The organism is Stenotrophomonas sp. 62841_Sma, from assembly GCF_056482945.1.
Genome location: NZ_CM151224.1, coordinates 1289697 through 1311728 on the forward strand (window position 1 = coordinate 1289697; position 22032 = coordinate 1311728).

At 67.0% G+C, this 22032-nt stretch carries 26 protein-coding genes; 9 read left to right on the plus strand and 17 right to left on the minus strand.

All coding sequences use genetic code 11. The features are described from left to right. Positions 1–102: 102 nt before the first annotated feature. Positions 103–2181: a S9 family peptidase gene (locus ACZK5G_RS06040; protein WP_478465659.1), complete on the plus strand. Its 2079-nt coding sequence runs from the start codon at positions 103–105 to the stop codon at positions 2179–2181. A gap of 141 nt (positions 2182–2322) precedes the next feature. Then, on the plus strand, positions 2323–3567 hold the full coding sequence (locus ACZK5G_RS06045) for a DUF819 family protein (protein ID WP_478465661.1): 1245 nt from the start codon (positions 2323–2325) through the stop codon (positions 3565–3567). Positions 3568–3654: 87 nt separating this feature from the next. On the opposite strand, the gene ACZK5G_RS06050 is transcribed toward ACZK5G_RS06045, so the two are convergent. From ACZK5G_RS06050 to ACZK5G_RS06070, 5 genes are read right to left on the minus strand one after another with little or no spacing between them, the layout of a single operon-like run. Further along, positions 3655–4134: a hypothetical protein gene (locus ACZK5G_RS06050; RefSeq protein ID WP_197615745.1), complete on the minus strand. Its 480-nt coding sequence runs from the start codon at positions 4132–4134 to the stop codon at positions 3655–3657. 46 nt (positions 4135–4180) lie between these two features. Beyond that, positions 4181–4441 carry a cell division topological specificity factor MinE gene (gene minE / locus ACZK5G_RS06055; protein ID WP_004148073.1) on the minus strand — a complete coding sequence of 87 codons (261 nt, stop codon included), beginning with the start codon at positions 4439–4441 and terminating at the stop codon, positions 4181–4183. A 2-nt stretch (positions 4442–4443) separates the two neighbouring features. Next, positions 4444–5253 carry a septum site-determining protein MinD gene (minD, locus tag ACZK5G_RS06060; protein WP_010483375.1) on the minus strand — a complete coding sequence of 270 codons (810 nt, stop codon included), beginning with the start codon at positions 5251–5253 and terminating at the stop codon, positions 4444–4446. A gap of 35 nt (positions 5254–5288) precedes the next feature. Further along, on the minus strand, positions 5289–6137 hold the full coding sequence (minC, locus tag ACZK5G_RS06065; RefSeq protein WP_050509775.1) for a septum site-determining protein MinC: 849 nt from the start codon (positions 6135–6137) through the stop codon (positions 5289–5291). Continuing rightward, a complete protein-coding gene (locus ACZK5G_RS06070; RefSeq protein WP_032127604.1) occupies positions 6083–6679 on the minus strand; it encodes a GNAT family N-acetyltransferase in 597 nt (198 codons plus the stop codon). Before ACZK5G_RS06070 ends, minC begins: the two co-directional genes overlap by 55 nt. A 151-nt stretch (positions 6680–6830) precedes the next feature. Between ACZK5G_RS06070 and ACZK5G_RS06075 the strand changes: the two genes are divergently transcribed. The 4 genes from ACZK5G_RS06075 to ACZK5G_RS06090 all read left to right on the plus strand — a co-directional run bounded on the left by ACZK5G_RS06075 (position 6831) and on the right by ACZK5G_RS06090 (position 10463). Next, positions 6831–8039: a sensor histidine kinase gene (locus ACZK5G_RS06075; protein ID WP_478465663.1), complete on the plus strand. Its 1209-nt coding sequence runs from the start codon at positions 6831–6833 to the stop codon at positions 8037–8039. Further along, complete coding sequence (locus ACZK5G_RS06080) at positions 8039–8680, plus strand: response regulator (RefSeq protein WP_006424175.1); 642 nt, start codon at positions 8039–8041, stop codon at positions 8678–8680. Before ACZK5G_RS06075 ends, ACZK5G_RS06080 begins: the two co-directional genes overlap by 1 nt. Before the next feature lie 234 nt (positions 8681–8914). Continuing rightward, positions 8915–9988, plus strand: a complete 1074-nt coding sequence (locus tag ACZK5G_RS06085; protein ID WP_032127602.1) for a polyketide cyclase — start codon at positions 8915–8917, stop codon at positions 9986–9988. A 103-nt stretch (positions 9989–10091) separates the two neighbouring features. Further along, positions 10092–10463 (plus strand): DUF423 domain-containing protein, encoded by a 372-nt coding sequence (locus ACZK5G_RS06090; RefSeq protein WP_478465665.1) that lies wholly within the window; start codon positions 10092–10094, stop codon positions 10461–10463. Between the two features lie 57 nt (positions 10464–10520). Here the strand turns inward: ACZK5G_RS06090 and ACZK5G_RS06095 are convergent, their stop codons facing one another. From ACZK5G_RS06095 to ACZK5G_RS06120, 6 genes are read right to left on the minus strand one after another with little or no spacing between them, the layout of a single operon-like run. Further along, entirely contained in the window at positions 10521–10814 is a 294-nt protein-coding gene (locus ACZK5G_RS06095) for a hypothetical protein (protein ID WP_478465667.1), read from the minus strand. Between the two features lie 30 nt (positions 10815–10844). Continuing rightward, the gene (locus ACZK5G_RS06100) at positions 10845–11654 is read right to left on the minus strand and encodes a M15 family metallopeptidase (protein WP_478465668.1); all 810 of its coding nucleotides are present in this window, start codon (positions 11652–11654) and stop codon (positions 10845–10847) included. Between the two features lie 9 nt (positions 11655–11663). Then, positions 11664–12257, minus strand: coding sequence for a PH domain-containing protein (locus tag ACZK5G_RS06105; RefSeq protein WP_478465670.1), 594 nt, complete (start codon positions 12255–12257; stop codon positions 11664–11666). Between the two features lie 3 nt (positions 12258–12260). Further along, positions 12261–12440, minus strand: coding sequence for a DUF4177 domain-containing protein (locus ACZK5G_RS06110; protein WP_032127598.1), 180 nt, complete (start codon positions 12438–12440; stop codon positions 12261–12263). After that, positions 12437–12616: a type II toxin-antitoxin system antitoxin gene (locus tag ACZK5G_RS06115; protein WP_004148134.1), complete on the minus strand. Its 180-nt coding sequence runs from the start codon at positions 12614–12616 to the stop codon at positions 12437–12439. The genes ACZK5G_RS06110 and ACZK5G_RS06115 overlap by 4 nt, the downstream gene beginning before the upstream one ends. Before the next feature lie 45 nt (positions 12617–12661). After that, on the minus strand, positions 12662–13543 hold the full coding sequence (locus ACZK5G_RS06120; protein ID WP_100437534.1) for an SPFH domain-containing protein: 882 nt from the start codon (positions 13541–13543) through the stop codon (positions 12662–12664). A gap of 137 nt (positions 13544–13680) precedes the next feature. On the opposite strand from ACZK5G_RS06120, the gene purT reads away from it, so the two are divergent. Beyond that, the gene (gene purT / locus ACZK5G_RS06125; RefSeq protein ID WP_478465672.1) at positions 13681–14868 is read left to right on the plus strand and encodes a formate-dependent phosphoribosylglycinamide formyltransferase; all 1188 of its coding nucleotides are present in this window, start codon (positions 13681–13683) and stop codon (positions 14866–14868) included. 71 nt (positions 14869–14939) lie between these two features. Here purT and ACZK5G_RS06130 read toward each other — a convergent pair whose 3' ends face one another. Together ACZK5G_RS06130 and ACZK5G_RS06135 are read right to left on the minus strand one after the other, a co-directional pair. Continuing rightward, complete coding sequence (locus ACZK5G_RS06130) at positions 14940–16145, minus strand: endonuclease/exonuclease/phosphatase family protein (protein ID WP_478465673.1); 1206 nt, start codon at positions 16143–16145, stop codon at positions 14940–14942. Positions 16146–16183: 38 nt separating this feature from the next. Further along, positions 16184–16939, minus strand: a complete 756-nt coding sequence (locus ACZK5G_RS06135; RefSeq protein WP_279913048.1) for an arginyltransferase — start codon at positions 16937–16939, stop codon at positions 16184–16186. Positions 16940–17095: 156 nt separating this feature from the next. On the opposite strand from ACZK5G_RS06135, the gene ACZK5G_RS06140 reads away from it, so the two are divergent. After that, the gene (locus ACZK5G_RS06140) at positions 17096–17659 is read left to right on the plus strand and encodes an EF-hand domain-containing protein (protein ID WP_012510406.1); all 564 of its coding nucleotides are present in this window, start codon (positions 17096–17098) and stop codon (positions 17657–17659) included. A 51-nt stretch (positions 17660–17710) separates the two neighbouring features. Here ACZK5G_RS06140 and ACZK5G_RS06145 read toward each other — a convergent pair whose 3' ends face one another. The 4 genes from ACZK5G_RS06145 to ACZK5G_RS06160 all read right to left on the minus strand — a co-directional run bounded on the left by ACZK5G_RS06145 (position 17711) and on the right by ACZK5G_RS06160 (position 21473). Next, positions 17711–18928, minus strand: a complete 1218-nt coding sequence (locus tag ACZK5G_RS06145; protein ID WP_478465675.1) for an RNA polymerase sigma factor — start codon at positions 18926–18928, stop codon at positions 17711–17713. Between the two features lie 206 nt (positions 18929–19134). Continuing rightward, positions 19135–19644 (minus strand): pathogenicity-like protein, encoded by a 510-nt coding sequence (locus tag ACZK5G_RS06150; protein ID WP_478465677.1) that lies wholly within the window; start codon positions 19642–19644, stop codon positions 19135–19137. Positions 19645–19648: 4 nt separating this feature from the next. Then, entirely contained in the window at positions 19649–20569 is a 921-nt protein-coding gene (gene tesB / locus ACZK5G_RS06155; protein ID WP_004148214.1) for an acyl-CoA thioesterase II, read from the minus strand. A gap of 127 nt (positions 20570–20696) precedes the next feature. Next, complete coding sequence (locus ACZK5G_RS06160) at positions 20697–21473, minus strand: enoyl-CoA hydratase/isomerase family protein (RefSeq protein ID WP_049462328.1); 777 nt, start codon at positions 21471–21473, stop codon at positions 20697–20699. Positions 21474–21507: 34 nt separating this feature from the next. Between ACZK5G_RS06160 and ACZK5G_RS06165 the strand changes: the two genes are divergently transcribed. Next, positions 21508–21954: a copper chaperone PCu(A)C gene (locus tag ACZK5G_RS06165; RefSeq protein WP_478465678.1), complete on the plus strand. Its 447-nt coding sequence runs from the start codon at positions 21508–21510 to the stop codon at positions 21952–21954. Positions 21955–22032: the final 78 nt, after the last annotated feature.

The following is a 22032-nucleotide window of genomic DNA, read 5'->3' on the forward strand; positions in this document are numbered from 1 at the left end:
CTGGCGGCGGGGCCAACCCCGCGGGCAGCCATGACCGATGGCCTTGGCAGCCCCGGCCGCACGGGCCTACCATCGGTTTTTTGCCGTCCTGCGGAGACCCCGATGAAACTGCGTCATGCCCTGCTGCCACTGAGCCTGCTGGCTGCCCTGCCCAGCGTTGCCGCTGCCCGTGGCCTGGAAGTCCGCGACATGGTGGCCATGGACCGCGTCTCCGCGCCGGTACTGACCACGGACGGTGGCACTGTGGTGTTCGCCAAGCGCAGCGTGGACGCCAACCTGAAGGCCTCCACCGCGCTGTTCGCGCGCAACCTGCGCACGCGTGACGCCGCTCCGCCGAAGCAGATCACCCCGGCTGGCTGGAGCGTCAATTCCGCGTCGCTGTCGGCCGATGGCCAGACCGTTTATTTCCTCAGTGCCAAGAACGGCAGCCAGCAGCTGTACGCGCAGCCGATCAACGGCGGCACCCCGCGCCAGCTGACCGACTTCCCGGTGGACGTGGACAGCTACCACGTGTCACCGCAGGACGACCGCGTGCTGTTCAGCGCCGGCGTGTTCCAGGCCTGTGCCTCGGACCTGGCATGCACCGAGAAGAAGCTGAAGGAAAAGAAGGACGCCAAGGCCAGCGGCCAGGTGTGGGATTCGCTGTTCGTGCGCCACTGGGATACCTGGAACGACGGCCGCCGCAACACCCTGTTCGTGGCACCGCTGCCGGCAGGCAAGGCCGGGGCGGTCAAGGGCGCCTCGGCGCTGAGCGCGACCATCGACGGCGATGCACCGTCCAAGCCGTTCGGTGGCAATGACGATTTCGCGTGGTCGCCGGATGGCGCCAGCGTGGTGGCCAGCATCCGCGTGGCCGGCAAGCAGGAGCCGTGGTCGACCAACTTCGACCTGTACCGCTTCGACGCTGCGGGCAAGCAGGCGCCGGTCAACCTGACCGCCTCCAACCCCGCCTGGGATGCCGGCCCGGTGTTCAGTGCCGACGGCAAGACCCTGTTCTACCGTGCGATGAAGCGCCCGGGCTTCGAGGCCGACCGTTTCGGCCTGATGGCGATGGACCTGGCCAGCGGCAAGAGCCGTGAGATCGCGCCGCAATGGGATCGTTCGGCGGGCGGCATCACCCTGTCCGCGGATGGCAGCAGCATCTACACCACTGCCGATGACCTCGGCGAGCACCCGCTGTTCCAGATCGACGTGGCCAGCGGCAAGGCCACCAAGCTGATCGGCGACGGCAGCGTGACCTCGGTGGACGTGGCCGGCAACAGCGTGGCGATCACCCGCAACAGCCTGAAGAGCAACGACCAGGTGCTGGTCGGCCTGCTGCCGGCCGCCGGCGAAGCCATCGGCGAGCTGCGCGCGCTGACCCCGGCCGCTGGCGACGTGCTCAAGGACGTCAGCTTCGGTGACTACGAACAGTTCGAGTTCAAGGGCTGGAACAACGACACCGTGCACGGCTATGTGGTCAAGCCGCACAACTACCAGGAAGGCAAGTCGTACCCGGTCGCGTTCCTGATCCACGGCGGCCCGCAGGGCAGCTTCGGCAATGGCTGGAGCTACCGCTGGAATCCGCAGACCTATGCGGGCCAGGGCTACGCGGTGGTGATGATCGACTTCCATGGCTCCACCGGCTACGGCCAGGCCTTCACCGATGCGATCAGCCAGCATTGGGGCGACCGCCCGCTGGAAGACCTGCAGAAGGGCTGGGATGCGGCGCTGAAGAAGTATTCCTTCCTCAACGGTGACAAGGCCTGTGCGCTGGGCGCGAGCTACGGCGGCTTCATGGTCAACTGGATCGCCGGCAACTGGAACGGCCCGTTCAAGTGCCTGGTCAACCATGACGGCGTGTTCGACCAGCGCATGATGGGCTACGCCACCGAAGAACTGTGGTTCACCGAGTGGGAGCAGGGCGGTACGCCGTACCAGAAGGCGGCGAACTACGAGAAGTTCAACCCGGTCAACCACGTGGCGGACTGGAAGAAGCCGATCCTGGTCATCCACGGCCAGCAGGACTTCCGTATTCCGGTCGAGCAGGGCCTGGCCGCGTTCACCGCCGCCCAGCGCCAGGGTATCGAATCGAAGTTCCTGTACTTCCCGGATGAAAACCACTGGGTGCTGAAGCCGAACAACAGCATCCTGTGGCATGACACCGTCAATGCCTGGTTGAAGCAGCACATCGGCAACTGATGACTGCAGCGCCGCCCCTCGGGGCGGCGCTTTTGTTTCACCATCTGCTGTACCGGTGGGTGCCGACCGTTGGTCGGCACACCTTCCTGATCTGCCGCCAACAGCAGCCGGCCAGCGGCCGGCTCTACCCAGAGCGCCTGCATGCCCTCGACCGCCCTGATCCAGAACGACATCGTCGTCTTCGGTTTGATCGCCGCCACCCTGGGCGCCGTGTTCTGGACCGCCTCGCGCGAGCAGGGCCTGTGGAAACGCTTCTACACCTTCGTGCCGGCACTGCTGCTGTGCTACCTGATTCCCGGCATCTACAACACCGTCGGCCTGATCGACGGCCAGAACACCAGGCTCTACAACCCGATCGCACGCGACATCCTGCTGCCGGCAGCGTTGATCCTGCTGACCCTGGCGGTGGACATCAAAGGCATCCTGCGGCTCGGCCCGAAGCTGGTGCTGATGTACCTGGGTGCGTCAGCCAGCATCATGCTGGGTGCGGTGGTGGCTTTCCTGGTGATGCGCGCGCTGCATCCGGAAACGGTGGCCGGTGACACCTGGGCCGGCATGGCCGCACTGGCCGGCAGCTGGATCGGTGGCGGGGCCAACATGCTGGCGATGCGCGAAGTGTTCGACGTCAACGCCACCACGTTCGGCCAGTTCGCGGTGGTCGATGTCGGTGTCGGTTACGTGTGGATGGCCGCGCTGATCTTCCTGGCCGGGCGCGCAGCGAAGATCGACGCGCGCAGCGGTGCCGACACGTCGGCCATCGATGAGCTGAAGGAGCGCATCGCGCGCTTCCAGGCCGAGCATGAGCGCGTTCCCAGCCTCACCGACCTGATGCTGATCGTGGCAGTGGCCTTCGGCGGCGTGGGTCTGTCACACGCGATCGGTGCGCCGCTGGCAGCATGGTTCAAGGCCAATGTCAGCTGGGCCCCGCAGTTCAGCCTGGATGCGCCGTTCGTGTGGGTGGTGGTGCTGTCGACCACGCTGGGCCTGAGCCTGAGCTTCACCCGTGCACGCACGCTGGAAGGTGCGGGCGCCTCGCGGCTGGGTTCGTTGCTGCTGTACTTCCTGATTGCCTGCATCGGCATGCAGATGGATCTGCTGGCGCTGCTGGACCGCCCGTGGCTGTTCCTGCTCGGCCTGATCTGGATTGCCGTGCACATCGCGCTGCTGTGGTGCCTGGGCAAGCTGCTGAAGGTGCCGTTCTTCTATTTCGCGATCGGTTCGCAGTCGAACATCGGTGGCCCGGCTTCGGCGCCGGTGGTGGCTGCAGCGTTCCATCCGGCCCTGGCGCCGGTGGGCGTGTTGCTGGGCACGATGGGCTACGCCACCGGCACCTACCTGGCCTACATCGTCGGCATTACCCTGCGCGCGCTGGCAGGGCAGGGCTGATGGGGTAGTGCCGGCCGCTGGCCGGCAACCAGGTAATGCTGCACGGGTTCATGAGGTTGCCGGCCAACGGCCGGCACTACCGATGCGTTACGCCACCGGCAATCCGCGTTCGATCAACCACGCCTTCGCGTCTTCGGCGTCCTGCTCGAACCACGCCTGTGTCGACCCCAGCCGATACGTATACCCCCAGGCATCCATGTCGGCCATCAACCGCGCACTGCCAACGCCAGGCAGCTGCCCGGCCAGCACGATCTGCAGGTAGCAGGTGGCATCTTCCTCGGCCACCGAGTCGGTGGCGTCGGTATGCACCTGCGCACGCCGCTCCGGCGGCAGCACGATCAGATGGCAGGCTTCGTGCAGCATCGAGTGCACGGGCGTGTCATCGCGCACGTACACGTTGCTGGCGATGATGCCGGCCTCGGGCTCGCCCCAGTAGCTGCCGGGAATCGGTTCACCGGCCGCGACGTGGTGCAGCTGCAGGCCATGCGCGGCGAGCAGGCGCTGCGCATCAGCGAAGGCGATGTCGCCCACGCAGGTAATGTCCACGGCGGTTGTTGTATCGGTCATGCGGGTCAGGCAGCCCCGCCCGTGCAGGCACGGGCGGGGCAGAGCTTCAGGGTTTGTCCGGGCCTTCAGGCAGCGCCACGGAGATGTCCAGCACATCGTGCTGGCCATCCTTCACCAGGTCGACCTTCACTGCATCGACGTCGATGTTCACGTACTTCTTGATCACTTCCAGCAGCTCGCGCTGCAGCAGCGGCAGGTAATCGGGGCCGCCGCGGTTGCTGCGCTCCTGCGCGATGATGATCTGCAGGCGGTTCTTGGCGGTTTCGGCGGTGGTCTTCTTCGCTTTGAGGAAATCAAACAGGCCCATGCTTACCCTCCGAACAGCTTGCTGAAGAAGCCCTTCTTCTCGACGTTGGTGAAGCGCATCGGGCGTTCTTCGCCGAGGATGCGCGCGACGGCGTCGTCGTAGGCCTGGCCGGCTGCGGACTCGACATCCAGGATGACCGGCTCGCCCTTGTTGGAGGCGTTGAGCACGTCACCCGACTCGGGGATCACGCCGATCGCCTTCAGGCCGAGCACTTCCTCGACGTCGGCGATGCTGAGCATCTCGCCGCTTTCCACGCGCAGCGGGGTGTAGCGGGTCAGCAGCAGGAAGGCCGGCACGTCCTGGCCGGACTCGGCCTTGTGGGTCTTCGAGTCGAGCAGGCCGATGATGCGGTCCGAGTCGCGCACCGACGACACTTCCGGGTTCACCACCACCACCGCACGGTCGGCGAAGTACATCGCCAGGAAGGCGCCCTTCTCGATGCCGGCCGGGGAGTCGCAGATGATGTAGTCGAAGCCGTCGGCGGCCAGGTCCTTCAGGACCTTGCCCACGCCCTCCTGGGTCAGTGCGTCCTTGTCGCGGGTCTGCGAGGCGGCCAGCACGTACAGGTTCTCGAAGCGCTTGTCCTTGATCAGGGCCTGCTTGAGGGTCGCTTCGCCGTGCACGACGTTGACGAAGTCGTACACCACGCGGCGTTCGCAGCCCATGATCAGGTCGAGGTTGCGCAGGCCGACGTCGAAGTCGATCACCGCCACCTTCTTGCCGCGCCGTGCCAGGCCGCAGGCCAGGCTCGCGCTGGAAGTGGTCTTGCCGACGCCGCCCTTGCCGGAGGTGACTACGATGATTTCAGCCAAAGGACTTCTCCTGATGATTCTGTTTGGGTGCTGCGTCAGTCCAGCGCAGCGATCTTGATCTGGTCCTGTTCCAGCCACACCTGCACGGCCTTGCCGCGCAGGGAGTCCGGGACATCGTCCAGTACCTTGTAGTGGCCTGCAATGGCGACCAGTTCCGCATGGAAATCACGGCAGAAGATGCGTGCCGCGGTGTTGCCCTGTGCCCCTGCCAGCGCGCGGCCGCGCAGGGTGCCGTAGATGTGGATGCTGCCATCGGCGATGACCTCGGCGCCGGCGCCGACGGTGGCCATCACGGTCAGGTCGCAGTTTTCAGCGTACAGCTGCTGGCCCGAACGCACGTTGCCCAGCTGCATGCGGCCCGGCTGCGGTGCGGCGGCGTCGGCAACCTTGGCCACCGGCGTGGCCGGTGCCGGCTTCGGTTCGGCACGGGCTGCGCGACGCGGTTCCGGCGCGGGCGGCGGCGGCGGGGCCGGCTCGGCCTCGGCACGCTCGTACTGGGCGCGGAACTTGGCCAGCAGTGGCAGCCCGAGCTGCTGCGAGAGCAGGTCGACCGCGCTGGTGCCATAGGCCAGCGCCACCGGCAGCACGCCGGCACTGCGCAGGCCATCGACCAGCGCCTGCGCGGTGGCCACGTCCGGCACCTGGCTCAGGCCGCCGAAGTCGAGGATCACCGCGGCGCGGCCGAACAGTTTCGGCGCACGGGTGACGCGTTCGCGCATTTCCTGCACGAGGCGTTCGACATCAAGGGTACGGATGCGCAGGTTGGCGATGCCCACCTGGCCGATCTTCAGTTCACCGGCCTGTTCGTAATCGAAATTCACCGCCACGCTCAGGTCCCCGTCGGCCGCTGTGCCTGCGCCGGCAGATGCCGGGCACGTGTCCATGCCACATCCGGCAGCTTGCCGCCGTAGGTCTCCTGGACCCACGGGTAGCTGCACAGTTCCTTGGCCAGCATGCTGGCGCGCACGTCGACCTGTGGCATGGTGTTCTGGCCCAGCTCGCGGAAGCCGAAGCTGCCGTGGAAGAGCAGGGCGGCATCGGCGCCATGGTCGAGGAAGACTTCGCAGGTCATCTGCGGGTAGCGCAGCTCGGCAAAGCTCTGCGCGTCGGCATAGAACGCACGGCCGACGCCACCGCCACGACGGCGGCTGGCGACCACGATGCGGTCGATATAGAAGAACGGGGTGTCCAGCTGCTGCTTGAACCAGGCGAAGTTGCTGCTGTCGTGCTGGCTGTCGCTGCCGAAGCCGATCAGGAAGCCGGCCAGGTTGCCGTCGCGCTCGGCGACGCGGAAATATTCAGCGGTTTCGTAGAACAGGCGCAGGCGGGCCGCATCCAGGGGAAGGATGGCCAGGCCAGCGTTGTTGTTCAAAGCCAGGACGGAATCGAGCTCGTGCTCGCGCACGTCGCGGATGACAATCGACATTGTGACTCCGTGGGGTAACGCGGTTGGTCCGTCAAATTGGACCCTGCGCACGATTATTGCATGCCCGGGGTGGGCTGCGGCATGAACAGGGGATATGCCCGAGCATGACTTTCGGCGCTTGGGAGCGGCCGTGCACGGGCTACGATGAGGGATGCTGGCCCGACTGAACCACAATGCGATGCTGCGCTACTCCGGGTTGTTCACCTGGGGCACCGTCGGCCTTTGGCTCGCGATCTACCTGATCGATCCTGTCTCGCTGACGCTGGAGACGCTGGACGGCGAAGCCGGCTTCCGCATCATTCCTTGGGCCTCGGCCTACCTGGCTTTCGGCATCGTGTACTGGGCGCTGACCCGCTCGCTGGGCGAGGGCCGTCCGGGCTTCTTCGACCACGCGGCGCTGATCCTGCTGACCGCCTGCGCGATCGGCGTGAGCTATTTTTCCGGTACCGCGCTGGGCAGCATCCTGCTGATGGTGGTGGCCGGCCTGCTGCCATGGCTGCTGGGGCCGCGCATCGGCGTGGTCTGGCTGGTGGCCAGCAACCTGGCGGTGTTGCCGGTCTACATCCAGCCGCTGGGCTTCCCGCCGTTCATCGCCGTGCTGCAGGCGGTGGGCTACATGGGCTTCTCCAGCTTCGTGTTCGTGATCGCGCTGGTGGCCCGTCGCCAGGCCGAGGCCCGCGACGAACAGCGCCGGCTCAACTCGGAACTGCGTGCCACCCGCGCCCTGCTGGCCGAGAGCGCCCGGGTCAATGAGCGCACGCGCATCTCGCGCGAGCTGCATGACCTGCTGGGCCACCAGCTGACCGCGCTGACCCTGAACCTGGAAGTGGCCAGCCACCTGGCCGAGGGCCAGGCCCTGGAGCATGTAAAGCGTTCGCATGGCCTGGCCAAACTGCTGCTGGGCAACGTCCGCGAGGTGGTCAGCCAGCTGCGCGAGACCGGTGCCATCGACCTGGCTGCCGCGCTGCGGCCGCTGACCGAGAACGTGCCCTCGCTGGACATCCAGCTGGAGATCGAGGACTCGCTGAACGTGGAGGACCCGCAGCGGGCCCACGTGCTGCTGCGCTGCACCCAGGAGATCATCACCAACGCCGTGCGCCATGCCGGTGCGCGCCATCTGTGGATCAAGGTGTACCGTGAAGCCCCCGACCGGGTCGTGATCGAGGCCCGCGACGACGGTGTCGGCGCGGAAATGGTCAATGTCGGCAATGGCTTGCGCGGCATGCGCGAGCGCCTGCAACAATGTGGTGGCCAGCTGCAGGTCGAGACCCGTCCCGGCGAAGGCTTCCGCCTGCGGGCGACGGTGCCGGCAACGGTGCTGGTGGCCGCCCTTACCAAGGTTCCTGAAGGAGTGCGTTGATGATTCGCGTCTGCCTGGTCGACGACCAAACCCTGGTGCGGCAGGGAATCCGCTCCCTGCTGGCGCTCGACGACGGTATCGAGGTGGTGGCCGAGGCCGGCGATGGCCGGCAGGCGGTCGAGCTGATACCGCAGGTGCGCCCCGACGTGGTGCTGATGGACATGCGCATGCCGGTGATGTCCGGGCTGGAGGCGCTGCAGGTGCTGTCGCGCCAGGAGCAGCTGCCACCGACCATCATCCTCACCACCTTCGATGACGACCAGCTGGTGCTGGCCGGGCTCAAGGCCGGAGCCAAGGGCTACCTGCTCAAGGACGTGACCCTGGCGCAGCTGGTCGGTGCCATCCGCACCGTGGCCGACGGCGGTTCGCTGGTGCAGCCGGCCGTGACCCAGCGCCTGCTGTCCGGCCTGGAGCACATGCGAAACGAGTTCGTCAGCCTGGACCGCCCGGACCCGTTGACCGACCGCGAGACCGAGATCCTGCGCCTGATGGCCAGTGGCTTCTCCAACAAGGAGATCGCCAACTCGCTGGGTGTGGCCGAAGGCACCATCAAGAACCACGTGTCCAACATCCTGTCCAAGCTGGGCGTGCGCGACCGTACGCGCGCCGTACTGAAGGCGTTCGAACTCCAGCTGGTCTGAGGAAAACCTTTTCAGGACAATGACTTGAGGTCCAGTCATGGCCCTCGGGTGGGGTTGCCCCCTACTTCACGGGTATCGGTATGCGGTACCCTTCGAATTCTTTGTCCATACAAATACGCAGCCGGCAGGGAAACCGGTGCGCCAATCCCGATAAACAATGCCCGCGAAGCCTGCTAGGATTGGCGCTTCGCTTCAATCAACCCGGCCGTGGGATCGGCCCCGGAGACTCTCTGAATGACCCGTATTATCGAGTTCCTGATCGCCTTGGGGATCGTGGCTGGCCTGTTCGTCATCATTGGCGTATGTCTGCCGGGCGAGCGTCACATCACCGAAAGCATCGAGACCAACCGCAAGATGACGATCGTGTACGACACGGTCAGCAGCCTGCGCCGCTTCAAGGACTGGAACCCGCTGGTACTGCGCGATCCCGCCGTTGAACTGAAGCTGTCCGGCCCGGCCTCCGGCGTCGGTGCCACCCTCGACTTCACCTCCAAGGACCTGGGCACCGGTTCCTGGAAGATCACCGAAGCCGAAGAGAACAAGCGTGTTGCGATCGCCATCGATGACGCCACCAAGGGTCACGACAAGATCACCACCTTCACGCTGGAGCCGACCGGCAAGGGTGGCCGCAACGTCAAGATCACCCAGGACTACTCGGTGAAGTACGGCTTCGACCTGTTCGGTCGTTATGCAGGCCTGTATGTCAGCCGCCAGATCGGCGACGACATCAAGATGGGTCTGTCGCGTATGGCCAACATGCTGGCCAGCGTCCCGAACGTGGACTACCGCACCCCGGAAGCCCCGCTGACCGATCTGGCCATCGTCAATGTGCCGGCTGAAGACCTGCTGGTCGTCAACGCCGGTAACGTGGACCGCGGTCAGGACACGATCACCAAGTCCATCAAGGACAACCAGGAGTGGATCAAGCGCGTGATGGAGGCCAATGGCCTTGAAGCCGCCGGTCCGTTCCGCATCATCACCACCGATTTCGGTCAGGAGAAGTACGCCTTCGACATCGCCCAGCCGGTGAAGAAGAAGGGTGCTGAAGGTGCCACCGCTGAAGAGCTGACCGTCAAGATCGACGGCGGCGCTCCGGTCAAGTACGTGCACGTGGCCCCGCACCGTTCGGCGCATGCCGCCTACACCGGCCACATGGCGGGTCTGGACGTGGCCCGCAACGGCCTGCGTGCCTGGGCTGTGACCAACGGTTCGGAAGTGGTCGATCGCCCGTACGAAACCTGGAAGGACGGTCTGGACAAGTCGTTCACCCCGGAAGCGACCTACGACATCTACTGGGCCGTCAAGTAAGCCTCGGCTGACCCATGTAGTGTTGGACACGAAAACGCGCCGCTCATTGCGGCGCGTTTTTTTTCATCTGGCGCCCGGCAAGGGCGCTGCGCAAGGAGCCCACATGTTCAATCTCGAACGTCGCGCACGTAAGCCATCACTGCTGGCCTGCCTGGGGGCGCTGCTGGCCGCCGCCTCTATCGGCCTGTCGGCCTATGCCTCGCACGCTGTGGCCGACCCGCTGGCGCAGCAGCATCTGAACATGGCGGCGCTCTATGCGTTCGCGCATGGCGCGGTACTGGTGGCGCTCGGGCCGCGCGCGCAGGGCGCGATCGCGCACCTGGCGTTGTACGTGCTGCTGCTGGGCGTGCTGCTGTTTTCCGGCAGCCTGGTGGGCGGTGCGTTGTGGCAGTGGCCGACGCGGATGGCACCGATCGGTGGCACCAGCATGATGGCTGGCTGGGTGTTGCTGGCGATCAATACGTTGAGGCGGTGACGGTCGCAGGGCTGTCGCTTCGATCCATGCCGATGCGATCCTAAGGGTTCATGGGCGTTACTTTTCTTTTCGCGCGAAAAGAAAAGTAACCAAAAGAAACGCGCCGCCGGCCGCGAGCCGGTGCTGCGCACCGGTCCCCTGTGCTCCTCGGCCCGTCGAGGGACGGTGCGGGAACTCGCTGCGCTCAGACACCCGCACCTCTTCGCCCTCGTCGGACCTGCGGTGCTCGGCTCGCTTGAAGGCGGACCCAACAGCTGCGCGCTGATCCGTTACAGGGGCTTCGAGCTTTGCCTTTGCCTTCTTGTCCCATTTCGTGGTGGGCGCGCGCGGAATCCGCCCGGACAGCTCCATGAATTTCGCCCTGCTGCCGCCACGAGGGGCTCAGCCGTTGGCCGGTCTCCAGCACCAGTGCCACGGTTCGTAGACGATGCCATGCGGGTTGTCGCGCGGGTAGCTCAGCTGGAAGCCATGCCCACCGGCATTCGCCTGCAGCCACGCAAACGCGTCGGTGGCTTCGAACGATTCTTCAGCCGGGGCGTCGCCCGGTGTACCGATGTCCAGCGCGTGGCCGCTGTGGTGTTCACTGAAACCCGGTGCGGCATTCACCTTCAGGATCTCCGCCACGCTCAGGCCGCGCGCCAGCTTCCGTTCGAAGATGCCCAACTGGTAGGCATGGCTACGGAAGCCGGAGATGGCGTCCAGCGCAATGCCATCCTGTGCCGCATGCAGTCGCATCCGTCGCCAGCCCTGCGCGGCGCCACGGCGCAGCCACAGCGGGCGGGCGAAACGATCACGGCCGGCGAAGTGCAGCAGGCAGGGTTCGGGTTCCAGCGGCAGGCCGCTGTGGTCGGCATAGCGCTGTGCATCCAGGCCAAGCTGCTGCAGGCGCTGCTGTAGCCCCGTCAGCGGCAGCCACTGATCTTCCAGTCCGGCGCCGAAGGGCCGTGCAGCCGCGGCATCCAGCAGCGCCAATGCTTCCTCGACCCCGGGTTCGCGCGGCAGGTGCGGCACCATGGCGTGCACACCCTGCGCCAGTACCGCCGCCAGATAGCGGCTATCGCGCTTGCGTCGCAGCACCCAACGCGCCTGTGACAGCAGGCGTGCATCCAGGTTGCTGCGTGCGCGCAACAGGTGGGCGGGCCACAGCTCGATGGCCTCGGTATTGATCAGCAGGGGCGGGCGTCGTTGCATCGCCTCAGCTTACTGCCGTGGTGCCGACGCGGCCACCTTGCGCAGCGCATCGAGCAGCGCCTGCGGCCGGTCCACGCTGAGCAGCAGCGTGCTGCCATCACTGACCGGCAGGGCGAGGACACGCGCACGGTCGGTGACGAGGGCGAAGCCCTTGCCGCCTCCCTGCAGGCGGAAGTGGCCCGAGTAGAAGCCCGGCATTGAATAGCCATTGGTTTTGACACGGATGCCATAGCGGCGGTCACGCTGCAGGTCGACCACCTCGGCCTGGTCCAGCCGCAACTGCGCCACCGGCACCCGCCGCCGATACATCGTCGAGCGCACGTCCAGCACATCGCCGGCCAGCTCCACCCGGCGGCGGAAGAATGCGGCCCCCAGCCCGACAGCGAGTACAGCGATGACGATCAGGCTCCATGCCGCACTGCCGCCCATCCGGAACCAGGGCGGCGACAGCGTAACTTCGATCCAGGGTGCGTTCGCCGGTGCCTTGTACAGCTGCGCATACAGGCAGGCCACGAAGGCAGCCAGCAGCGGCAGCACGATCCACAGCACGCGCAGCGGCGAACTCTCGACCACGTCAAAGGGTTTCGGGTCACTGCCGCCCATGGTTCAGGCCTCCTTCTTGAACACCAGCATCGCCGGGCGCATCGGCGCCGGGATGATGATGTTGACCAGCTCCCAGCCCAGCTGGCCCTGCCGGCTCAGCTCGGCCTGGACATCCTCGGCCTTGAGTACGCCCATCATGGAGGTCTTGACCTCGATCGTCTGGTAGCTCCAGCGCTTGCTCATTCCTTGTCCTCCGGCGATGCCTTGGGTTTGGGCAGGCGTCCTGCCTTGCGCAGCGCGTCGCGCAGCACGTATTCGATCTGCGCGTTGAGGCTGCGCAGTTCGTCATCAGCCCAGCGCTGCGCCGCGGCCAGGACCTCGGCATTGATGCGCAGCGGATAGGCTTTCTTCTCACTCATGGGGGCTCCTGGCGGGGCGGTGGGGCGCCCCGTTGCGAGGGTGGCTCAGTACAGCGAGCCTGCATTGACGATCGGCTGGGTGCCGCGGTCCGAGCACAGCACGGTCAGCAGGTTGCTGACCATGTGCGCCTTGCGTTCCTCGTCCAGCTGCACCACGCCGTTCTTCTGCAGTTCGGCCAGGGCCATCTCGACCATGCCGACCGCACCGGCAACGATGCGCGTGCGTGCGGCGATCACCGCATTGGCCTGCTGGCGCTGCAGCATCGCCTGGGCGATTTCGGCGGCGTAGGCGAGATGGCTGATGCGCGCATCGATCACCTGCACGCCGGCGTCGGCCAGGCGCTCGGCCAGTTCGTTCTTCAGGTGCTGGGAAATCTCGCTGGCATGACTGCGCAGGGCCAGCTGGCCATCCTCATGCTGGTCGTAGGGGTAGCTGGTGGCCATCGCGCGCAGCGCCGATTCGGACTGGATGTGCACGAAGCTCTCGTAGTCGTCCACGTTGTAGACCGCCTCGGAGGCATCGACCACCTGCCAGACGATGACCGCGGCGATCTCGATCGGGCTGCCGTCCAGCTCGTTGACCTTCAGCTTGCCGCTCTCGAAGTTGCGCACGCGCTGGCTGACCCGGCGCTTGGCGTAGAAGGGGTTGTTCCAGCGCAGGCCGTTGTCCTTCACGGTGCCCACGTATTTGCCGAACAGGCTCAGCACCGCCGCCTGGTTGGGCTGGACCGTGTACAGGCCGGCCAGGGCGAAGATCGCCAGCGCCGCCATCAGGATGCCTGCCAACATCAGCAGCAGGTTGGGCGAGCCGGTGCTGGCCTTGGCTGCTACCCCCAGTACGAACAGGGCGCCGCCGGCGAGGGCGACAAGCAGGGCGCCGGCCAGCGTGCCGAGGCCGTTGAGGGAAGACAGCGACTTCTCTTTCATGGCAGTACGTCCTTGAGGGTTCGGAATGAAGATATCAAAGTGATATCACTTGTCGACTACCGTTCGTCGGATGCCGTGGCCGGGACGGTCGGCCAGCTAGAATGCCCACCCGCCTTCACATCGCTGCTGGAACCGCCATGGCCAAGCTTGGAACTCCGTTGTCCCCCTCCGCCACCCGCGTGCTGCTGCTGGGCTCGGGCGAACTCGGCAAGGAGGTGGCCATCGAGCTGCAGCGGCTGGGCGTGGAAGTGATCGCCGCTGACCGCTATGCCGATGCCCCGGCCATGCAGGTCGCGCACCGCTCGCACGTGATAGACATGCTCGATGCGATGGCGCTGCGTGCCCTGATCGCCCGGGAGCAGCCGCACCTGGTGGTGCCGGAGATCGAGGCCATCCACACTGAAACCCTGGTCCAGCTGGAACAGGAGCAGGGCCTGCGGGTGATCCCGACCGCGCGTGCCGCACGCCTGACCATGGACCGCGAGGGCATCCGCCGCCTGGCCGCCGAGACCCTGGGCCTGCCGACCTCGCCGTACCGCTTCGTCGATACCGAAGCCGAGTACCGCGCCGCAGTGGCTGCCATCGGCCTGCCGTGCGTGGTCAAGCCGGTGATGTCGTCCTCGGGCAAGGGCCAGAGCACTCTGCGCAGCGAGGCGGACATCGCCCCGGCGTGGGAGTACGCACAGACCGGTGGCCGCGCCGGTGCCGGCCGCTGCATCGTCGAGGGCTTCATCGACTTCGACTACGAGATCACCCTGCTGACCGTGCGCCATGCCGGTGGCACCTCGTTCTGCGCGCCGATCGGCCATCTGCAAAAGGACGGCGATTACCGCGAAAGCTGGCAGCCGCAGCCGATGTCGAGCAGGGCGCTGGCGCGTGCCGAAGAGATCTCGCGTGCGATCACCGATGACCTTGGTGGCTGGGGCCTGTTCGGCGTGGAGCTGTTCGTGAAGGGCGACGAGGTGTGGTTCAGCGAAGTGTCGCCGCGCCCGCACGACACCGGCCTGGTGACGCTTGTTTCGCAGGAGCTGAGTGAGTTCGCGCTGCACGCGCGCGCCATCCTCGGCCTGCCGATCCCGGTGATCCGCCAGAGCGGCCCGTCGGCCTCGTGTGCGCTGCTGGCACACGGTGAGGGCGTGCCGTACTTCAACAACGTCGCCGCCGCACTGCAGGTGCCGGACACCGCCGTGCGCCTGTTCGGCAAGCCGAGCGTGCATGGCCACCGCCGCGTGGGCGTGACCCTGGCGCGCGCGGAAACCATCGACGAAGCGCGCGCCATCGCGCGTGATGCCGCCGAAGCGATCGGCGTCGAACTGCGCCCGTAAAGCAAAAAGGGGACGGAGGGGATTAAGTCGTTTGTGGCACAAACGACTTAATCCCCTCCGTCCCCTTTCTGTTATTTCACATCCACCCACACCAGGTGATGGTCGCTGCCATCGGCGATCTTCGCTTCCGGGCTTTCATTGGCCGGCCAGAACACGCCGCTGCCGATGTACTCGAAACCGGTCGAGGGCAGCACGTAGTCCAGGCGCATGGTGCCGGACTTCGGGCCGAAATCGCCGGTGGCGTGGAACGGTGCGCCCTTGCGCTCGATGCCCTTGGCCGCATAGGCCAGGCTGGTCTGCTCGCCACCAACGCTGCGCGGGGTGGGGTAGCGCAACACGCGGGCGTTCTCGATCAGTTCGACGATCGCCTCATGGCGGCCATCACCATCGATCGGGTCGTTGTTGAGGTCGCCAAGGATCACGAAGCGCGCGTCCTGCGCCAGGCCACCGCACTGGCCCTTGTCGTCGCACAGCCACGGCTTGTCACCCTTGGACAGGTATTCCTGCCACAGGCGCAGTTCGTCGTGGTTGCGCGCGGCGTTGCGCTTTTCCGGGCCATCGAACACTGGCGGGGTCGGGTGCGAGACCAGAGCGTGGACCACGCCGGCCGGGGTCTTCACCGGCACGTCCCAATGTGACTTCGACGACAGCCGCAGCTGCGACCACACATGGTCGTTGTAGAAGCTCTTGCCGGTGCGCGGGTCGACCGGACGGATCGCGCCCGGCATCGCGCTCCACTTCAGCAGCTGGAAGCTGCGCACCTTGGCTTCATCGATCGGGTAGCGCGACAGCACCAGCATGCCGTACTGGCCCGGGTGCAGGCCGTAGCCCCAGGCATCGTTGCCGCGGCTGCGGCCTTCGCCGCCGACCACGCCGTTGTTGTCCAGGTCCAGGCCGCTGGGCACGCCAGTGTTGACCGGGGCCAGGTAGCGGTAGGCGAAGTGCAGCGGCTTGCCGCCGCCGGGCTGGGCCACTTCCAGGTAGCGCTTCTGGAACAGGTCGGCGGCGCGGTGGGCGTCGTCGAAATCGAATTCGTTCAGCAGCACCAGGTCCGGGCGCGCCTGCTGCAGCACCGCGGCGATCTTGCGCGCGTGCTCGCTGTCACCTTCCAGTTCCTTGATCAGGCCACCGGTCTCATCGGAGTACAGCGAGGTGTTGTAGGTGGCCAGGCGCAGCGCAGCGGACGGCTTTTCGGTCATCGCAGGGGACGTGGCGAAGGCGGGGGCGGTGGCGCCGCAGAGCAGGGCCAGGGCGAGGATCTGGGGTCGGAGGTTCATGCGCCGTATTGTGCACCCGGCCCGGTGTCAGTGGTTTGTCAGCGTCCGTCCAGTTCGTCGTCGAAATCGTGCCAGCGGCGGCCGTCATAGGCTTCCAGCGGTCGATAGCGCCGTTTGTAGTCCATCTTCTGATGCCCGCGGATCCAGTAGCCCAGGTATACGTGCGGCAGGCCCTCGCGGCGCGCCCATTCAATCTGCTGCAGGATCGCGAAGGTGCCCAGCCCGCGCGCGGCGTGCTCCGGGTCGAAGAAGGTGTAGACCGCCGACAGGCCGTGCTCGGTGACGTCGGTCACCGCCACACCCAGCAGCTGGCTGGGCTGGCCGTCGTGGCCGGGCAGGCGCATCTCCATGAAGCGGGTGTGCGACCAGCTGCCGATCAGGAACTGCTCGAACTCGTGCGGGCCGTGGTCATCCATGCCGCCGTTGGCATGGCGGTGGGTCAGGTAGCGGTGATACAGCGCGAACAGGTCATCGCGGGCGGTGGCGGCGGTGATGCGTACTTCCAGGTCTTCATTGCGGGCGGCACAGCGGCGCTGGCTGCGGTCCGGAGCGAAGCGCGCCACCGGGATGCGCACTGCTACGCAGGCCTGGCAGTGCGCGCAATGCGGCCGGTAGACCAGGTCGCCGCTGCGGCGGAAGCCCCAGCTCAGTGCCAGCGGGTACAGGCCGCCAAGGCGGCGGTCGTGCGGGTCCAGCACCAGGTCGCGCGCCACCCGGTCCGACCAGTACCCGCAGGGGTGCTCGCCGGTCTGGAAAAGCCGCAGTTCGTCGTCTCTGTCGCCGTGTATCGCCATGGGCACAGCATAGCCCCAGGCTGTCGCAGTGGCGGCGACTGTCCGCCGGATGAATGGAACCGGCAGCGGCGTCAACCGATGTCGCGCCCGGGCGTTGTTGTCTCCCGAGGGTGAAGTGATCACCCCGACGCAATCCCCATCCCCAGGAGTGACCCCATGATCCGTACCCCCCTGCTGCTGGCCCTGCTGCTCGGCACTTCCGCTACCGGTATCGCGCTGGCCGCCGATGCCCCGACTGCGCCGGCGCAGCGCCCGGCCAAGCTGGACACCAACGGCGACGGCGTCATCGACCGCAGCGAAGCCGCTGCCAACCCGCGCCTGGCCGCGAAGTTCGACGAGCTGGACAAGAACAAGGACGGCAAGCTCTCGCGCGATGAGCTGCCGCGCTGGCAGCACGGTCGCCGTGGTGGCCACGGCGGTGAGCGCTGGGCCAAGCTGGACGTCAACAAGGACGGCCGCATCAGCCGCGAGGAAGCCAAGGCCGACCCGCGCCTGGCCGCGCGCTTCGACCAGCTCGATCTCAACAAGGATGGCTACCTGGACAAGGCCGACCGCGAGCTGCGCATGAAGCAGCGCCGTGACGCCTGGTTCGCTGCCGCTGACACCAACAAGGATGGCCAGCTGAGCAAGGCCGAGTTCGACGCGGCCAAGGGCCCGATGCACGGTGGCCCGCGCCACGGCGGTCCGCGCGATGGCGCGGCGCCGAAGCCGCAGCGCTGAGGTTCAACGCAGTGAATGACGACAACGCCGGCGCACTGCCGGCGTTGTCCGTTACAGGCGGCCGCTGCGCATCAGTGAGTACACCACCAGCGCGATGACCATCAGGTTCATGGCGATGATGCCGGTGCGGCCGTACATCGATTCGAACTTCCAGTTGATGCCGGTGCGTCCGCGGCGGTCCGAATCGCGCGCGATCATCGGTGCCATCACCCGCTGCAGCGGCACCAAGCACTGGTAGTTGACCACGCCCAGGCCTACCGCCAGCACCGTCAGCTGCGCCCAGACCGGCGCCTGCAGCATCACAGCCAGCAGGATCGCCAGGCACCAGAACATGCCGGTGATGATGTTGAGGTAGAGGAAGCGGCGCACGTCGCGGCGCTCGGACGCCGTTTCGGTGTACGACATCAGGAAGCGGCCGCCGAGATAGCTGCCGATCGCACCACCGACCACGCCGCCGATCACCGCCCCCCAGCTTTCGGCCGGCAGCACGTGCAGCTGGCCCAGCGTGGCAGTCAGCGAGCCCATCGCGGTGCCGCCCGCAGCGCTGGCACCGCCGAGGCCAAGCTTGCTGCCGCCGATGCCGACACCGGTGCCGAGCAGCACCGCAGCACTGGCCGTGCCGGGCGCAGCCACCAGTACCATCGAAACCACCGCCGTAGCGAACGCGGCACTGGGTGCGCTGCTGCGCGCGAACTCGCCGAAGCGTTGCAGCAGGCCGTCGCGCACCAGAGCGCGGGCACGCGACAGGCGCTTGCGCACGGCGGCGTCACTGAGCCCAAGCAGGTCGGCCACCTGCTGCGAGCGCTGGCCTTCGCGGTAGTACAGCAACAGTACTTCGCGGCTGTCGGCCGGCAACGCGGAAATGATGTCCTCGGCGGCGATTTCCTCTTCCACCCGTTGCAGGCGGTCGGCGGCCCCCGGGGTTGGATCGGCGGCCATGCCCAGTGCCACCTCGGCGGCCTCGCCGGTCAGCGGCCGGCCGCGCTGTGCGCGCAGCCAGTCGCGGGCCAGGTTGCGGGTGATCTGCCGCAGCCAGGGCAGGAAACTGGTCGAGCTGCGCAGCTGGTGCAGCTGCTGCCAGCCCTTCACGAAGGCCTCCTGGGCGATGTCCTCGCTGGCCTGACGATCGCGGGTGATGGCCAGTGCGATGGCGGTAACCGTGTTCTGGCAGGCCAGCACGATGCGGCCATAGGCGTGCTGGCAACCGCTGGCGGCGGCAGGCAGTTCGCGTTCCAGGGTCTGGTCGATCGATGCGGCGAACGTCGTCATGGCGGCGGCTCTCCTGCTGGGATTGTGTCCCAAGACGGAGCCGCGCGCCGAATGTGACCGGTCTTCTGCACGGTAGTGCCGGCCGCTGGCCGGCAACCTCATGACAAAAAAGGGGACGGAGGGGATTAAGTCGTTTGTGCCTCAAACGACTTAATCCCCTCCGTCCCCTTTTCGGCTGCCGGCCAGCGGCCGGCACTACCCGTGCGTCACTTCGAGGGCTGGATACGGACCCGGACTTCTTCCTCTTCCGGTGTGGCCTGCGGAGCCGGTTGCGCCTGCTGCGGCTGGGCTTGTGGAGCCGGGGCCGGTGCGACCGGCGCCGGGGCGCCGCGATGGCGCAGGCCGATCACCAGCGCCACGCCGGTGATCACCACCAGCAGGGCGATGCGGATGCGCCAGGCCCAGCCACGGCCGCCGCCGGTCGTCTCTGCGGTGTCGCGGAAGGCGAATTCGGCGGTCGGATGGTCGCGGCGGGTGGTGTCGAGCAGCCGCGCCTCGCGCAGGATTTCACGCGCGCGCGGCTGGTCGTCGGCGCGCACGATCCACACCGCCGGGTAGGCGTTGGCGTTGCCCAGGTCGGTATAGCTGAACTGACCACGGCGGCGGGTCTTGTACGAGCGCCCATTGGTCACCTTGACGTCGATGCCATGCCCGCGCAGGAGCTCGGCGACGCCTTCAACGGTTTCCACACGCTGGCTGCTGAAGATCTGGCGCATCGGATCAGTCCTTGGCCGGCACGGCGGCGGCCGCGGCCTGGTCGGGAACCACGCGGATCAGGCCTTCCTGCGCGGTGCTGGCCACCAGCACGCCATTGCGGGTGAAGAACTGGCCGCGGGCCAGACCGCGCGAATCCTGCGCGCTGGGGCTGTCCAGCGAGTACAGCAGCCAGTCGTCGGCACGGAACGGCCGGTGGAACCAGATCGCGTGGTCGAGCGAGGCCATCTGCACGTGCGGGTGGTAGTAGCTGATGCCGTGCGGGAACGTGGCGGTGCCCAGCAGGTGGAAGTCGGAGGCGTAGGCCAGCAGCGCCTGGTGCAGCTCCGGGGCATCGCCGACCGGCTCGCTCAGGCGCAGCCACACCTGGTGGTACGGCGGGCGCTTGGGTGGATTGAGTTCGTCACGCGGGTAGACGTGGCGGAACTCGAACGGGCCGCCGCGCGACAGCCAGCGCTGCACCTTGATCGGCAGCCGCTCCAGCACTTCGGCCGGCAGCGGGCGGTTCGGTTCGATGTCTTCCGGCTGCGGCACTTCGGGCATCTTGTGCTGGTGCTCGGCACCGGTTTCGGCCTGCTGGAACGAGGCCGCGCAGAAGAAGATCACCTTGCCGTGCTGGATTGCGGTAACCCGGCGCACCGAGAAACTGCCGCCGTCGCGGGTACGGTCCACGTCGTAGACGATGGGGTGGTCGATGTTGCCGGCGCGCAGGAAGTAGGCGTGCAGCGAGTGCACGTGGCGCCCGTTGTCGACCGTGGCCTGCGCCGCAGCCAGCGCCTGGCCCAGCACCTGGCCGCCGAACACGTACTTGGTGCCGATGTCGCGGCTCTGCCCGCGGAACAGGTTGTCCTCCAGTCGCTCCAGGGTGAGCAGGTCGATCAGCTCGGAGACGACGGGTTCGGGCGTGTCGTTCAAGGGGGCGGCCACAGCAATGAAGAGGCCCCGATTATACCGTTGCAGGCCCGTCCATCATTGGTAGTGCCGGCCGCTGGCCGGCAACATCATGATCCTCCTGGGGCACCTGCGGTTGCCGGCCAGCGGCCGGCACTACCGGTTACTTGCCCAGCCGGGCGACCAGCGCCTGCAGGGCATTCTGCGCATCCGGGGCGAACCAGGCCTCGACGAAGCGGTCGAGCTGGATCAGGTCCGGCTGCAGCGCCACGTGCAGGTCGGCACGGGCGATGGCGCGGGTCAGCAGCATCGGCTGGCGTGGCTGCTTGAGCAGGTTCTGCAGCCAGGCGATGGCGCGCGCCACCACCAGGTCGCCTTCGGCCAGTTCATCGACCAGGCCGATCTGCAGCGCCTGTTCGGCCGGCACCAGCGAACCGGTGGTCAGCAGGACGCCGGCGCGGTGTACGCCCACCGCGCGGCGCAGCAGGCGCTGGATGCCCTCCGGCGCGATCAGGCCCACCTGCACTTCGTTCAGGCCGATGGCATACGGCCGCGACGGATCGGCGCTGCGCGCCATCACCCGGTAGTCGCAGCACAGGGCCAGCACGCAGCCGCCCGCCGGTGCGTGGCCGGTGATCGCCGCGACCACCGGGATCCGGCTCTCGGCCAGCGTGCGCACGGCGCCAAAGAAGGCGTTCCAGGTGTCCAACAACTTGTGCTTGTCATCGCCATGCGAGAGCAGGTGCGGCACGTCCATGCCACCGGTGAAGATGCGCTCGCTGCCCGACAGCACGATGCCGTGCGCGTCTTCGGCCATGGCCAGCTCGATGGCATGGATCAACTGCCGGCACAGTTCGGTGTCCAGTGCGTTGACCGGCGGCCGCGCCAGGCGCAGTTCGCGGATGGGGCCATGGTTGATCACCTCGATGAGCGTCGTCATGCTGCGGTCTCGTTGCGAAGAAGGAACCTGGGCGATGATAACCAAACCATTCGTTGGCGTACTGTTGGTTCTGTGTGCGGCCGCAGCATCGGCGTCGGCGGCGGAACCGGCGTGCGTCACGGTGGAGCAGGGCTGGGCGCGGTTGCCACCGAATCCGGCGATGCCGATGACCGCCGGCTACGGCGTGATCCACAACGGCTGCAGCAAGGCGGTGGCGATCACTGGCGCGACCAGCAGCAGCTTCAATGATGTGTCGCTGCACGAAACCACGATCACGGATGGGGTCAGCCGGATGCGCGCGATCGAGCGTCTGCCGCTGGCGCCGGGCGCGCGCGCCGAGCTCAAGCCCGGTGGCCTGCACCTGATGCTGATGCAGGGCAAGGGCGCGTTGAAGGAAGGCCAGGCGCTGCCGTTGCGGCTGCAGCTGGAAGGCGGTGGCGAAGCGAGCGCGACGTTGGTGGTGCGCAAGGCCGCGCCGTAAGCGCGGGGAAACGGCACGCTGCTGCTGAAGCAAGGAGTTAGGATGGCCGTCGTAGCGTCGAGCTTGCTCGACGGCCCC